Source organism: Neobacillus sp. SAB-20_R2A, assembly GCF_049568635.1.
GTDB classification, from domain to species: Bacteria; Bacillota; Bacilli; order Bacillales; family Cytobacillaceae; genus Neobacillus; species Neobacillus citreus.
Window position 1 is genome coordinate 546283 of the sequence record NZ_CP145895.1, and the last position, 13980, is coordinate 560262.

Here is a 13980-nt window from a genome sequence, read left to right on the forward strand (position 1 = left end):
ATGGGAGTAGATGAAATGACTGTGGAACACGTTCGCAAACCTGATTGGCTTAAAATTAAATTAAATACGAATGAACAATATACCGGTTTAAAGAAAATGATGCGTGAAAAAAAGCTTCATACAGTCTGTGAAGAGGCGAAATGCCCTAACATTCATGAATGTTGGGCTGTAAGAAGAACCGCAACATTTATGATATTAGGAAGTGTCTGCACCAGGGCTTGCCGTTTCTGTGCTGTACAAACCGGGCTTCCGACAGAGCTGGATTTGGTGGAGCCGGAACGTGTAGCTGAATCGGTCGAGCAAATGGGTTTAAAGCATGTTGTCATCACCGCGGTTGCCCGAGATGATTTAAAAGACGGAGGCGCAAGCGTTTTCGCCGAGACCGTTCGTGCAGTCCGGCGCCGGAACCCATTTTGCAGTGTAGAAGTTCTTCCGTCCGATATGAATGGAGAATATGAAAATTTAAAAATATTAATGGATGCAAGGCCCGATATACTAAACCATAACATTGAAACGGTAAAGCGCTTGACCCCAAGAGTGCGTGCCCGCGCTACATATGAACGGTCGCTTGAGTTTTTAAGAAGGTCAAAAGAAATAAACCCAAACATTCCGACCAAATCCAGCATTATGATTGGCCTTGGCGAAACAAAAGAAGAAATTATGGAAGCGATGGACGATCTTCGTGCTAACAATGTGGACATCATTACAATTGGCCAATATTTGCAGCCGACAAAACAACATTTAAATGTCCAAAAGTATTGGAGTCCGCAAGAGTTCAACGAATTAAAGGAAATCGCCATGCAAAAAGGGTTCAGTCATTGTGAAGCAGGTCCACTCGTTCGCTCTTCTTATCATGCAGATGAACAGGTCAATGCGATAAAAATGAATGTGTAAATTATCGCGTTAGACTATAAAGGGGGAGAGAGAAATGGTAATCAGCTTAACAGAAGCAGCAGTGAACAAGCTGAAAAAAATAGACACAAACGAAAATCAGTTCCCAAGGATTGATGCCGATATTGCTGGCGGATGCGGAATTTCAGTTAAATTTACTCTTATTTTTGATGAAATGCGGCGGAATGATACGGTGATTGAATATGAAGGAATTCAGATTCGAATTGATCATTTTACAAAACGTTATTTAGATGAAGTAACACAAGTTGATTATACAGAGGAACAGGGTTTTCATGTTGGCGAAAGCTTTAGCTCAAGTGCATGTGCCACCTAAGTTTTAAATAGATATAAAAGGAGATATATAGAATGTCACAGGAATATGATGTTGTCATTATCGGCGGGGGAACAGGCGGGTATGTTTCAGCCATTCGGGCGTCCCAATTAGGGTTAAAAACGGCAGTAGTGGAAAAAGGAAAGCTCGGCGGAACATGCCTACATGCAGGCTGTATTCCAAGCAAGGCCTTGCTAAGAAGTGCGGAAGTATTTGCAAATGCAAAAAATGGCGAAAAATTCGGAGTGATTGCGCCTGAAGTCAGCCTTGATTTTCGAAAAGTCCAGGCCCGGAAGGAAGAAATCACGGACCGCTTGTTTAAGGGAGTCCAACATTTGCTAAAAAAAGGAAAAATTGATGTTTATGAAGGCAAAGGCAGGATTATAGGGGCAGGTAATGTTTCAGTGCAACTGAATAATGAGGAGGAAATCCTCTTAAACTGTCAAAATATTTTAATCGCAACAGGTTCCCGCCCAAGGACACTGCCTGGTTTGGAAGCGGACGGGAAGTATGTCATGACATCGGACGAAGCACTGCAAATGGAAGAACTGCCTGGTTCGATTCTGATTGTTGGCGGCGGTGTCATTGGGATTGAATGGGCTTCTATGTTAATTGACTTTGGTTTAGAGGTAACAGTCATCGAGTATGCCGATCGCATTTTGCCGACAGAGGATAAGGAAATTTCGAAGGAAGCACAGCGTCTTATGAAGAAAAAAGGCGTAAAAATTGTCACTGGGGCAAAGGTGCTGCCGGAAACATTAGGAAAAGGCGAAGGTGTATCAATTAAGGCGGAACAAAAAGGGAAGGAAGTTCCATACTCCGCTGATAAACTGCTCGTATCAGTCGGAAGACTGGCCAATTTGGAAGGGTTTGGTCTTGAGAATACTATTGTTGAAGTTGACCGTGGTGTAATCAGGACAAATGAATTCTATCAAACAAGTGAATCCAATATTTATGCCATTGGTGATGTAATTGGCGGTTTGCAGCTTGCCCATGTAGCCTCCCATGAAGGCATTATCGCCGTTGAACATATGGCAGGTGAAAACCCGGCACCACTCGATTATACTCTTGTTTCAAAATGTATCTACTCAAGCCCGGAGGTAGCAAGTGTCGGGCTAACAGAAGATGAGGCCGTAGCGAAAGGCTATCAGGTGAAAACAGGTAAATTCCCATTCCGGGCAATCGGTAAAGCGCTTGTATTTGGGGAAGCAGATGGCTTTGTCAAACTGGTTGTTGATCAAGAATCTAATAAGCTACTAGGGGCTCATATGATTGGACCACATGTAACCGATATGATTACGGAACTGGGCTTAGCTCAGGTTCTAAATGCAACATCGATGGAGATTGCTCATACCATCCATCCTCATCCGACATTAGCCGAAGCGATTGGTGAAGCGGCACTGGCAGTTGAGGGCAAGGAACTACATGCCTAATTAATAAAGGGTAACCCAGCATTGGGTTACCCTTCTTACATAGGAATTCATTCATGGCCTTCCATTAATTCATGATGCTTTTCGAATACCAGCTTTCCTTTTACTTTTTTATTTAATTGTGTGGATAATACAAAGGCTGCCAGAAGTAGCCCGCTGCAAAGATATAACGCGGAAGGGATTCCGCCAAGATAGTCGATGAACCAGCCGCCAAGGCCTGGGCCAATAAATTGTCCGACAGCAAAATAAACAGTGGCATAACCTAATGCAACAGGTGCGTAAGATTGATGAACCTGCTCTGTTGAAAGAGCTTGAATAAGCGAAAGCATTCCGACGTACGTAATCCCCCACAGGAATTGACAGATGACAAACCCAAGGTATACCGGAAATACAATCGGGATGATCATCGAGATGGCGCCGAGAAAAAGGGTAATCAGCATGGACGTCTTCCTGCCAATTTTGTCCGAAATCGTTCCCCATAACGGCCCGCTAAAGATGGACATAATGCTGCCCAAAGACATGATATGGCCGGCAGAATATTGATTAATATGTGAGTCCAATAAAAAGCTAAATAGGAAGCTTTGTGGAATTAAATAAGCAAATCCAATCAACCCATAAATGACTGCAACCAGGACCACTTTTTTATTTAGGTACACATCATGAACAAAAGAATGTCCCTTTTGAGCAGTTTTATGTAACACTGTCGGAGGGTCTCGAAGGATTCTATAGGAAACAAAGGAGGAAAGAAGAGTAACGAAACTGAATAAAAGCCAGAGATATCGCCAGCCATTGGTGGAAAACCAATCAGTAAAGACTGGTATTAGTAAGCTTGAAATCAGTGACCCTAATCCTAAACCGCTAATAATAAAGCCAATCATCATTCCTCTTTGCTGTGGATACCATCCCACCACGATATTTACCAGCGGGGTATAGGTGAACGCAGCCCCGATCCCTAAAAGCACCATTCCAACTAAACAGCTAAGAAAAGTTTGCGTCCAGGTTAAATAGACTAAACCACAGGTGACAAGCAAGGTCCCGATGATGATTAACTTCCTCGATCCCCATTTCGCCGCAAATATGCCAACAAAGAGAACTAGGCTCAAATAGCCGACAGCAGTAACTGTGCCCAATAATCCGGCCTGCTGGTAAGTAAGTGATAAACTATCTTTCATAAAGGGCATTAGAATCCCATAAGACATCCTGCCGAAGCCAATTACACATAAAGATACCAATGTGGATGTCAAGGCATACTTCCAAATTTGCTGGTTTTTCTTCATTTATTTCTAATGCTCCTTTCTACATAGATTAATAGCAACCTCTTTTGCTGAACAATAGAATCTATGTGTCTGGTTCAAAAAAGTTTCCTGCTTTATAAGCGAATAAAACTGGGGGCGATGAACCCCCAGTTCTAGCAAACTTTTGTTTTATTAAGCGCTTGAATTACTTCTTAATAATGTTATATTCAGGGCCAAATGGGAAGCCAGTGATATCTTCAGCAGTACCATCTTCGTTAATAACCAAGATATCATGCTCACGGTAGCCGCCGGCACCTGGCTGTCCTTCAGGAATATTAAAGCATGGCTCCATAGAAACGACCATTCCTGGTTGAAGAACTGTTTCGATATCTTCACGGAATTCCAGTCCGCCTTCACGGCCATAGTAGTGTGATAGAACTCCGAATGAGTGGCCGTATCCGAATGTACGGTTTTTAACTAGGTCATGCTGGCGGAACATTTCATTTAACTCTGCACAGATATCTTTACATACTGCACCAGCCTTGATTAATTCAATACCGCGCTTGTGTACGGCAACGTTGATTTCCCAATATTTAAGATGGGCATCGGAAACTTCCTCCAAGAACATTGTACGCTCTAAAGCAGTATAGTAACCGGCAATCATCGGGAATGTGTTAAGGCTTAGGATATCACCTTTTTGTACTTGTCTAGATGTAGCCCAGCTATGAGCACCATCAGTATTAATACCAGACTGGAACCATACCCAAGTGTCTCTTAATTCAGACTGCGGATATAATTTTGCAATTTCGCGCGTCATTGCTTGTGTTCCGGCAAGAGCTACTTCATATTCAGGCACACCTTCACGGATTGCTTCAACAACTGCATAACCGCCAATGTCAGCGATCCTTGCACCATTTTTAATGTGTTGGATTTCTTCAGCAGATTTGATCCAGCGTGATCTCTGAATGTCTTGAGAAACATCAACTAATACAAAGTTTGGAAATGCATCTTCAAATTTTTTGCGAAGATCAACGGATACATGGTCTTCTTCAATGCCTAAACGGCCTTGTTTAACTCCGGATTCTTCCAAAACTTTTAGGATTGCATAGAAGTAGTTGTCTCTTCTCCAGTCAGTGTAAACGATATTTTCATCGAAGCTTCTTCTCCAAGGCATTCCGCCGTCGATGTTGGCGCTGACTGTTACGTGTTTGTTTTGGGTAACAACTAGTCCATAATTCCGGTTGAAAGAAGTAAATAAGAAATCACTGTAATAGTTAATGTTATGGTAAGAAGTGAATAGTACAGCGTCAATATCCTTTTCAGCCATGTAATTGCGCAAGTTCGTATTACGGCGCTCCATTTCCGCTTTTGAAAAAGTTCCTTTAAACTTTTCGCCGTTGTGCAGAATTTTCGTTCTTTCAAGATCTGTGATTTGTTGCATGTTTCTTCTCCTGCCTTCCTGATAATAAAATTTATTTTTAAACTTTGCTAACCTAGAAACTATGAATCTTCTATTCTTATGTACTTATAGCAACCACCACCAATTTTTTAATATTTTGAAAACTACCTGATATAATTTCATCTTACAACCGATATTCCGTGTTAACAATTGGATGTTCATGCTTAATATTTGATTTAAAAACAGGGGATATTTTGTGCACGCAGTACAAGTTCGTTCCAATACATTGGAAGCTAGTTTGTAGAAATCTCATCTTTTGCTTGTTATTTTGTTGTATTTGTCTAAAATAGATATAAAATTATGTGTAATTTTCCAAAAATTCAGCACTTTCGGTCAATGGTAATCGCTTTCATAGGGTGTTAAGATTTAAAAAACAAAGCCAATAGCAGCTTAGAGAATACATGATAAGAGATGGGGGGGTAACAACAGGATTTTAGATTAATGAAAGCAGTTTCAGCTCGTGATGCAGAAGGTCATTACAATTGAAAGGAGTAGAGGAATGAATCGTCTTATTAGTAATATGACCTGGAAAGAATATCGTGACAAAGTAGAGAATGGGATCTTAATATTACCTGTCGGCTCTACAGAACAACACGGACCCCATTTGCCGCTTGGTGTTGACACGATTATCGCAACACAATTTAGTTTGACTATCGCCGGGGAAGTGAATGCGGTAGTAGCCCCAACAGTATCCTATGGGTATAAATCACTGCCGGCCTCAGGCGGCGGGCCGATGTTCCCAGGAACGATTGATCTAAACGGCTCTACTTTAACCTCATTAGTATTCGATTTATTGAAAGAGTTCGTGGCTGATGGCTGGAAGCAAATTCTCATTTTCAGCGCCCATTATGAGAATGAGGCATTTCTTTCGGAAGCTTGTGATCTCTTGCTTCGAAATCAAACAGAAGAGTTTCCTAAGGTTTTAATTTGCAATTGGTGGGATAATCTATCATCTGAAACAGTGTCAAGAGTATTTGATGAAGTAAAATTCCCGGGCTGGGCCCTGGAACATGCGGCAATTTCCGAAACATCCTTAATGATGCATCTTTCACCAGAACTTGTTAATGAAGATTTGATTACGGATGATGGAATGGTAAGTCCTCCAACCTATCAAAGCTTTCCTCCATCTAAATCTCTTATTCCGGCTACAGGATGCTTGCATTCAGCACGATCCAGCTCTGCTGAGAAAGGGAAACTAATCGTAGAAGATGCAACAAAAACAATCGTTTCCTTTTTGAAAAAAGAATTCTCCTTAGATTTGGTCACTTTTAAATAGTCTCCATTTGTTTGTTTTACATCTGAACAAAAAATAATCTTTAATAAGGGGAGATTTTATGAGTCAGGAAGGACAACTGCAAAAAGGTCTAAAGATTAGGCATTTAACAATGATTGCTTTTGGCGGTTCAATCGGTGCGGGTTTATTTGTCGGAAGCGGGGCCATCATTCAGATGACAGGACCGGCTGCTGTCGTTACAGCATTATTGGCGGGGATCTTAGTCATCCTTGTTATGAGAATGCTCGGGGAAATGGTTGTTGCTAAGCCATCATTAGGATCATTTTCTGATTATGCACGTGAGGCGCTGGGGAATTGGGCGGGGTTCACCGTGGGCTGGCTGTACTGGTATTTCTGGGTTATTGTTATTGCGGTAGAAGCAATTGCCGGTGCTCAAATATTAAGAGATTGGTTGTTTCCTAATATGTCTTTATGGGCATTAAATCTCATTTTGCTTGTAGCCTTAACGGTCACGAATATCTTTTCAGTTAAAGCCTATGGTGAATTTGAGTATTGGTTCTCATTGATAAAAATTGTAGCCATCACGCTATTCCTTACCCTTGGTGGTGCCTACATTTTTGGTTTATTGCCTGGTACAGAAATGCACTTATCTAACTTGACGGCACATGGCGGATTTATTCCTAAAGGACCTGGAATAGTCTTTATCGCTGTTGCCACCATTATTTTTTCCTTCGTTGGTTCCGAAATCGTAACAATTGCCGCAGCTGAGTCAGTTGAATCTGAAAAAGCAGTCGTAAAAGCGGTAAACTCTGTTATTGTCCGGATCATGACATTCTATGTAGGATCCGTCTTTATTATCGTCAGTGTTATTCCTTGGAATGATGCAAAAGCACTTACAAATCCTTATGTTAGTGCACTTAAAGTAATGGGGATGCCATACGCTGATACGATTATGAACCTGGTTGTTGTAACAGCCGTCCTTTCATGTTTGAACTCCGGCATATACACTGCTTCGAGGATGTTATTTGCTCTGGGGGATAAAGGAGACGCTCCTAAATGGATTACACAAGTGACAAAAAGAGGAGTCCCGTTAAAAGCAATCCTGACATGTACGATATTTGGATTCATTTCCGTCATTATGGCTTTCGTATCACCAGATACAGTGTTTCAATTCTTATTGAACTCTTCCGGAGCTATTGCGCTGTTCGTCTACTTATTAATCGCTATTTCGCAGCTAATACTTCGCAAAAAGATGGAGCGTGAAGCGCCTGAGCGTCTTAAATTACGGATGTGGGCATACCCGTATCTGACAATTTTGGCCAGTTTATCAATCATCGCGGTCATCACGACAATGGCTTTTAACGCTAGTACCCGGTCTCAGTTTACCTTAAGCATCCTTAGTGCCATTGTAGTAGTCATCTTATATGCTATTAAAACGAACATATCCAAGAAAAATTCAATTAATGCAAACATTCTTAAGCCTGAAATAACTAAGCTGGATTAGCGTGAAAAAGGTCTAATGGGAGTCGCCATTAGACCTTTTTTCAAATTATCGCGATATCGCCTTCTGATTCGTTCTTCAGATCCGATTCTTTGTATTCAGTGGCCAATGATTCAAGATCAAGCGCTACCTGAATCCAAAATTGGCACCGTGGCGACGTTAAACTTTCTTCAAAAAGTTGTTCAATTCTTTTAATACGATAGCGTAAAGTATTAAGATGGATGTGAAGATCTTTTGTTACTTTATCGCGATTATAGTTATTTAATGCAAGGCATTTTAACGTTTCGTATAGGGTTGTTCCATGTTCAGTCAGTAATTCCTTTGGTAAGATGATATTTCTAAATTCCATTGCTTTCTTGGGGCTTAGCCCCCCGTAAAGAAACATTTCACGTTTCAATTGCTCAGAAAAGTAGGCTCCCCCCGAGTGGCTTTGATGAAGGACTAAAGGCGCCAAAGCTTTAGCCTCCTGGTAACTTTCTTTAAAAGACAAAACATGCTGTTTAATCTCTCCTAATACCACGACTGGAGCTGTGTGAGCTGTTGTATTTCTTACATTATTTTGTAAATGATGGACTGCTTGTTTAATAGAAGCTTTATCCAGATTAGATGCTAGAAAAAGCACTAACTGCTCTTTATAAATCTCGCAAAAGCCGTTTAGCCCTTCGGTTTCATCAATCCACTTTTTACATTCATCACGAATTGACTCCATCCCGATTGATAGGGGAGAGGTAAGATTGTTTACCCCGACAAGAATCAGTCCTGCCAGCCAATGCTTTTGTTGTTCGATTCCAAGCTCCTGAATTCTTTCTTCAATGATGATAGAGGCTGTTTCAGGATTTTCAAGCAGAAGTTCCAGTAATTCCAGACGTAACTGTCTGCCTCTTGCTTCGAGATCTTGCTTATTTAAAACGATATCAACCAGGAGGTCTGCGGCAAAATCGAGGCTATAAGCAAACTCTTCATTTACTTCTTGCCCCGGACTGATCAGCCAAAGAGCACCCCTTTTTATTCCCTCTATCTTTATCGGAACGTTCATAATATAGGTTGGGGGATTATCAGATAAATAAACGGTTTTTGCATTATTCATCAGCTGTTGGGACTGCTTGTTTTGAATAAAAGTATTGATGCATTTTTGAAAATTAACACGCTCTCCTCCGTTTGGAGATGCCTTTACATAGATTTGATTGGCAGTATCCGTTATCGCAACTGGGCAATTAAGATAACCGGCAAGAATTTCACAAATGGACGAGTAACTGGGAGAAGATTGTAATTTATCCCTGAGTTCAATTGGAACCCGTGCGGATCGCTCCATTTTTTTATAGTGTCGGTCTATGATTTCCAGATGAATTTGTTCGGTAATTTTCACGAACGGGACATTATATGGAACTTCGATTACAGGAATGGAGTTTTTTTCACCAAATTCTAATGCAGCGGCAGGGCATCCAGTTAAGTATCGTCCTGTGGCAAAGAGAATACCCGAAATTTGGTTGCGAAGAAAGGAGTTGAGAAGTCTTTCTTCCGCTTGTTTATTTTGCGGCCATATTTGTCCACACGTCAACAAAAATTCCCCACCCTCTAAAAAGAGGCCCACGTCCTCAGTATCCATGACGTGAACCCAGCGGACCTTACGGCCTAAACCGCCTTTTCCGGCATGGACCACCGCTTTCTGGAGTTCAGGAAATTGTAAGACTTCTCTCATTGTAATCATAGCAATCCTCCTTTATTAAATTCATAGATATAGCGCTTTCATATCAGGGGGTCTGAAAGTGCAGAAAACTTATTAAAGTGATAGAATAGATATGTAAGTATTATCGAAAGATTGGGAAAATTACGAGTATAAAGCTAGATTGCTCTACACTATTTTATCATAAAATAGTAGCTTAATAAGATTAGCATTATTTAATATTTTGCACAATTGTACTATAATGCTAAAATATTGTAATAAAATTTAGAATTTTCTATACATCTGGCACAAAGGGGGAAAACTGCGTGTTAACAGTTAAAGAGGCATTACAGCTGTCGCAGTTGAGCAGTATAACCGTCCGTTCAGGGCAAAAAGGACTGTATCGAAGAGTACGCTGGGCTCACGCTTTTGAATATGATGATGTGCAACATTTCCTGGAGGGAGGGGAACTGCTTTTAACTAGCGGACAAAGCTGGCCGAAAGATAAGGAATTGGAGAGTAAACTTCTTGAAGGATATTTGAGTTATCAAATTTCAGGCATTCTATTTGCGACCGGGCGTTACTTAACAGAATGTCCTCCGGCTGCCTTGGAATTTGGAGAAAAATATGCGATTCCTGTTTTAGAAGCACCCTATCATGTACCATTTGTGAAAATAACCCATGCGATTCATATTGAAATTATGAACCGCAAAATTAAAAAAAGAGAATTAGCCGCACAACTGCCTAGTAAACTTGCCAAAGAATTAGGAGAGGCAAATAGCAGAATAAAGGTTTGCGAGCTTTTGAGTGAACATTTGAACTGTCCAGCCGTCATTACTGATTCTGCGAACAAAGTACTAGAACAATCAGTTCCAAAAGAAACCAGCATGAACCTGCCAGAAGTATTGGGTTCCCTTATTCCAATATTCCAAAAAGGTTTATCTGATCGTCTGCTTGACGATAGACCGATAGAAACTAAAGTACAGGTAATCAGCGAACAAACGGATGCTTTTGTTGTTCCACTTCAAATAGAAGGGGATTTTTGGGGAGCTCTTTGGCTTTTACCCTCAGGTAATGACTTGACGGAGGAACAGCTTCCTATCCTTGAATTTGCGGCAGCTCTCCTTATTGACCAGGTACTACATAACAAGGAAACGGAGCTGAAAAATAGACAGTTACGTTTGGAATTACTGGAGTTTCTAATCGAAAATCCGCAAGAAGCCCCCGCCATTATGGAAGAAAAAGTACAAGAGCTGGGTTTTTCACGGAGCACAAATTGGCTTGCGGGTCTGATTCTCTTTGATGAAAATAAGCATGGACCACGGGAGCGGGAAGATATGGACAAGCTGCTGGCTGAATGTGAACAATGGATCGAGGATACAGCTGAAGTTGACGGACTATGCGAGATATATGAGAATCAGTTTGTCTTAATCCTGTCTTTTAGCGGAGATCAGAATTTAATCGAAAAGGAACTAAAGCGCTTACAACTTAACATAAACAAAAGCAGCCAAGAACCAGCCCCGGTGCTAATATTGGGGGAAACAAAGCAGCACGTTTCATCTCTTGCTGAAAGCTACCGTGAGGCCAAAGCTCTAGTGCCCATCGTTTTATACAAAAGTCAATCAGAGGGGCCATATTTTGCCGGCCGATTTAGGCGTGAGCTGCTTATTTATGGGGCAATGAGTTCGGACAGGGCTGAGCAATTACGGAACTTAATCCTGCCGAAGGAATTGCTTACCGAACGTGGTTTCATATTCTATGAGACGCTAAAATGTCTCGCCTCGCTTGAGTACAACCGGGAAAGTGCCGCTAAAGCCATGCATATTCACCGGAATACCTTAAGGTATCGAATTGAACGGATTGAGGAACTAATCGGGGACAGCCTGTCATCCACTAGCTGTCAATTTTGGATTAAGGTCGCGCTCGACCTTGAATCATTGTCAAATCAAGGTAGTTGAAATTAACTTTAAATCGCTGTTTACTTAGTGAAATAAAACAGCTTCACCGGATGGTGAAGCTGTTTTGAATTCTATTCCAAATTTGCATGTCTGCCATACATAACGCCAGATTCTAACCCCTTCTTGCTCATGATCCTTAAGATGGTCGCATCGAAGTAAAGTAAGAGGGTCTGCTCAAATAATGAGCCCATCGGTTGAATGGTTTTGTAATCACCATCCGCACCAGCTTTTGGCTTGGCCGGGATTTTAATGGCTACATCGCTTAATCTGCCAATCGTTGATTCTGGAGAAATGGTAACAACTGCAACAGTGGCATCAATTGATTTAGCCTTCTCTGCCATTGATACAAGGCTCTTCGTTTCACCCGATCCAGAAGCAATAATTAAAATATCGTCTTCCTGCAGGCTGGGGGTTACTGTTTCACCAACAACATAAGCATCTAACCCCATATGCATCAAGCGCATTACAAAAGATTTGGCCATAAATCCAGATCTTCCAGCCCCGGCTACAAACACTTTTCTGGCTTCAAGAATTCTGTCTACTAATCTTTCAGAATCCTCTTCGGCAATTTGGCCGATTGTCCGATCTACCTCTTTTACAATTTCTGAAGCATATTTGAGAGTTGTCATAATGGAAATACCCTTCTTACACTAAAGCATGTTGCTTAATCATGTCTTGCATTTTAGCCGCAACAGCTTTTTTATCAGCTTGGTTCGCAATACCGCCGCCTACAATGACAAGGTCAGGGTTTGATTTAAGAACTTCTGGAAGTGTTTCTAATTTAATGCCGCCTGCGATGGCAGTTTTTGCATTTTTTACGACACTCTTAAGTGTTTCAAGGTCTTTAAAGGAGTTTTGGCCCTTTGCTTGCAGGTCGTAACCTGTATGAACACAGATATAATCTACACCCATTGCGTCAACTTCTGCGGCACGTTTGGCAATATCTTTAACAGCGATTAAATCAATAAGAATCTTTTTGCCTTGTTTTTTCGCTTCTGCAACTGCACCTTTGATCGACTCGTCTTCAGCAACTGCTAGAATCGTAACGATATCAGCACCATGTTCGGCTGCTTTTAAAACTTCGTAACCTGCTGCATCCATTGTTTTCGTGTCAGCTAGTACTTTTAATTGTGGGAATGCTTCTTTAACTGCTTTTACTGCTTGAAGACCTTCGATTTTAACTACTGGTGTACCGATTTCTACGATATCAATGTAGTCTTTAACTTCTTCCACCAATTTAATTGCTTCTTCAGTATTTACAAGGTCTAGAGCTAATTGTAATTCCATTTTTTGTTCCTCCTTTAATATTTTGGTTGCTACAATGTTCATTATAATTTGCAATTTTCCAAAAACAAAGTATGCACTTTTTTTTCATATAGTGTTAAAAATGACACTGTAAAGACGTGCTAAAAAGACATGTTAACCTGCTTTAAATCTTGGCTCCATCTTCCAAATTAGGTGTTTTTTTTCTCACTATCTAACAAAAAAGTGTGTACTTGTTAAAACTCAATCTGTACTTAATAATAAAAATAATCTTTCAATCTTTTTTATTTGTATTTGGCAAAAGCTGATTAAATCAATAATAGGGGTGAAGAAAAAGTGGAATACCATCGAATAACAAATATAGTAGATCCGTATTTTAAACAGTTGCATCAATTGATGGGAGAAGTGTTCCCGCCGGAAGAAGTACTAGAATTTAATTTGTGGAAAGAGCCTTTGGAAGACCCTAATATTCGGGTTTTTGTGGCAGTTGAAAATAATAAGGTAGTAGGAGCGACGGAATATCGTTATTATAAAGACTTTAATATTGCGATGACTGATTTTACGATTATTGGTCAAGCCGGGCTGGGGATAGGTCCTTTTTTGGCGAATAAGAGGTTAGCAGATTTGAAAGCTTTAGCGGCAGAAAACGGGGAAGAATTATATGGTATGTTTGCCGAAGTTTATGATCCATACCAAGTAGACGATTATGGATTCGGCGGCGTTAAGCCGATGGATCCCTATGTCCGCCGCGAGGTATTGGCGCATCTCGGCTATAAACGCCTTGATTTTCCTTATGTCCATCCATCCTGGAACAATGATGGTGAGCCTGTAACCGGCCTCGATCTTTGCTTTCTTCCGACCAATGACAATCTGAAAGAACTGCCTACAAGCCTTATTGTGAAATTCTTAAAACGATATTATACCGTTTTATCAAACAAACCAATCTCATGGTATGTTATGGTTCAAAATTTGGAAAAAAATAAACAGGTTCAGCTGCTGCCGATTTAGGCAAAGG

Annotated in this window: 12 protein-coding genes; 7 read left to right on the forward strand and 5 right to left on the reverse strand. The window is 40.9% G+C overall.

Annotation, left to right across the window (positions count from 1 at the left end):
- The first annotated feature begins 15 nt into the window (after positions 1 to 15).
- Genes lipA through lpdA form a run of 3 tightly spaced genes read left to right on the forward strand, consistent with a single transcriptional unit; the run spans position 16 to position 2655 of the window.
- Positions 16 to 894 (forward strand): lipoyl synthase, encoded by an 879-nt coding sequence (gene lipA, locus V5M37_RS02690; protein ID WP_423800646.1) that lies wholly within the window; start codon positions 16 to 18, stop codon positions 892 to 894.
- A 34-nt stretch (positions 895 to 928) separates the two neighbouring features.
- Positions 929 to 1225, forward strand: coding sequence for a HesB/IscA family protein (locus V5M37_RS02695; RefSeq protein WP_423800647.1), 297 nt, complete (start codon positions 929 to 931; stop codon positions 1223 to 1225).
- Positions 1226 to 1257: 32 nt separating this feature from the next.
- Positions 1258 to 2655, forward strand: coding sequence for a dihydrolipoyl dehydrogenase (gene lpdA, locus V5M37_RS02700; protein WP_423800648.1), 1398 nt, complete (start codon positions 1258 to 1260; stop codon positions 2653 to 2655).
- Between the two features lie 47 nt (positions 2656 to 2702).
- Here the strand turns inward: lpdA and V5M37_RS02705 are convergent, their stop codons facing one another.
- Entirely contained in the window at positions 2703 to 3929 is a 1227-nt protein-coding gene (locus tag V5M37_RS02705; protein ID WP_423800649.1) for a YbfB/YjiJ family MFS transporter, read from the reverse strand.
- 163 nt (positions 3930 to 4092) lie between these two features.
- Positions 4093 to 5328 carry a M24 family metallopeptidase gene (locus V5M37_RS02710; RefSeq protein WP_423800650.1) on the reverse strand — a complete coding sequence of 412 codons (1236 nt, stop codon included), beginning with the start codon at positions 5326 to 5328 and terminating at the stop codon, positions 4093 to 4095.
- Positions 5329 to 5845: 517 nt separating this feature from the next.
- On the opposite strand from V5M37_RS02710, the gene V5M37_RS02715 reads away from it, so the two are divergent.
- Positions 5846 to 6622 (forward strand): creatininase, encoded by a 777-nt coding sequence (locus V5M37_RS02715; RefSeq protein WP_423800651.1) that lies wholly within the window; start codon positions 5846 to 5848, stop codon positions 6620 to 6622.
- A 58-nt stretch (positions 6623 to 6680) separates the two neighbouring features.
- A complete protein-coding gene (locus tag V5M37_RS02720) occupies positions 6681 to 8084 on the forward strand; it encodes an amino acid permease (RefSeq protein WP_423800652.1) in 1404 nt (467 codons plus the stop codon).
- A gap of 40 nt (positions 8085 to 8124) precedes the next feature.
- Here the strand turns inward: V5M37_RS02720 and V5M37_RS02725 are convergent, their stop codons facing one another.
- Positions 8125 to 9789, reverse strand: coding sequence for a PucR family transcriptional regulator (locus V5M37_RS02725; protein WP_423800653.1), 1665 nt, complete (start codon positions 9787 to 9789; stop codon positions 8125 to 8127).
- A 281-nt stretch (positions 9790 to 10070) separates the two neighbouring features.
- On the opposite strand from V5M37_RS02725, the gene V5M37_RS02730 reads away from it, so the two are divergent.
- A complete protein-coding gene (locus V5M37_RS02730; protein ID WP_423800654.1) occupies positions 10071 to 11702 on the forward strand; it encodes a PucR family transcriptional regulator ligand-binding domain-containing protein in 1632 nt (543 codons plus the stop codon).
- Between the two features lie 71 nt (positions 11703 to 11773).
- Here V5M37_RS02730 and hxlB read toward each other — a convergent pair whose 3' ends face one another.
- Both hxlB and hxlA read right to left on the reverse strand, forming a co-directional pair.
- Positions 11774 to 12331: a 6-phospho-3-hexuloisomerase gene (hxlB, locus tag V5M37_RS02735; RefSeq protein WP_378588397.1), complete on the reverse strand. Its 558-nt coding sequence runs from the start codon at positions 12329 to 12331 to the stop codon at positions 11774 to 11776.
- 16 nt (positions 12332 to 12347) lie between these two features.
- Positions 12348 to 12989 carry a 3-hexulose-6-phosphate synthase gene (gene hxlA, locus V5M37_RS02740; RefSeq protein WP_378588400.1) on the reverse strand — a complete coding sequence of 214 codons (642 nt, stop codon included), beginning with the start codon at positions 12987 to 12989 and terminating at the stop codon, positions 12348 to 12350.
- A gap of 312 nt (positions 12990 to 13301) precedes the next feature.
- On the opposite strand from hxlA, the gene V5M37_RS02745 reads away from it, so the two are divergent.
- Positions 13302 to 13973 (forward strand): GNAT family N-acetyltransferase, encoded by a 672-nt coding sequence (locus tag V5M37_RS02745; protein ID WP_423800655.1) that lies wholly within the window; start codon positions 13302 to 13304, stop codon positions 13971 to 13973.
- Positions 13974 to 13980: the final 7 nt, after the last annotated feature.

Coding starts and splice junctions, on each gene's coding strand:
- V5M37_RS02695 (WP_423800647.1), top strand. CDS start 929: ATGGTAATCAGCTTAACAGAAGCAGCAGTGAACAAGCTGAAAAAAATA.
- V5M37_RS02720 (WP_423800652.1), top strand. CDS start 6,681: ATGAGTCAGGAAGGACAACTGCAAAAAGGTCTAAAGATTAGGCATTTA.
- V5M37_RS02705 (WP_423800649.1), bottom strand. CDS start 3,929: ATGAAGAAAAACCAGCAAATTTGGAAGTATGCCTTGACATCCACATTG.
- V5M37_RS02710 (WP_423800650.1), bottom strand. CDS start 5,328: ATGCAACAAATCACAGATCTTGAAAGAACGAAAATTCTGCACAACGGC.
- lpdA (WP_423800648.1), top strand. CDS start 1,258: ATGTCACAGGAATATGATGTTGTCATTATCGGCGGGGGAACAGGCGGG.
- hxlB (WP_378588397.1), bottom strand. CDS start 12,331: ATGACAACTCTCAAATATGCTTCAGAAATTGTAAAAGAGGTAGATCGG.
- hxlA (WP_378588400.1), bottom strand. CDS start 12,989: ATGGAATTACAATTAGCTCTAGACCTTGTAAATACTGAAGAAGCAATT.
- V5M37_RS02715 (WP_423800651.1), top strand. CDS start 5,846: ATGAATCGTCTTATTAGTAATATGACCTGGAAAGAATATCGTGACAAA.
- lipA (WP_423800646.1), top strand. CDS start 16: ATGACTGTGGAACACGTTCGCAAACCTGATTGGCTTAAAATTAAATTA.
- V5M37_RS02725 (WP_423800653.1), bottom strand. CDS start 9,789: ATGATTACAATGAGAGAAGTCTTACAATTTCCTGAACTCCAGAAAGCG.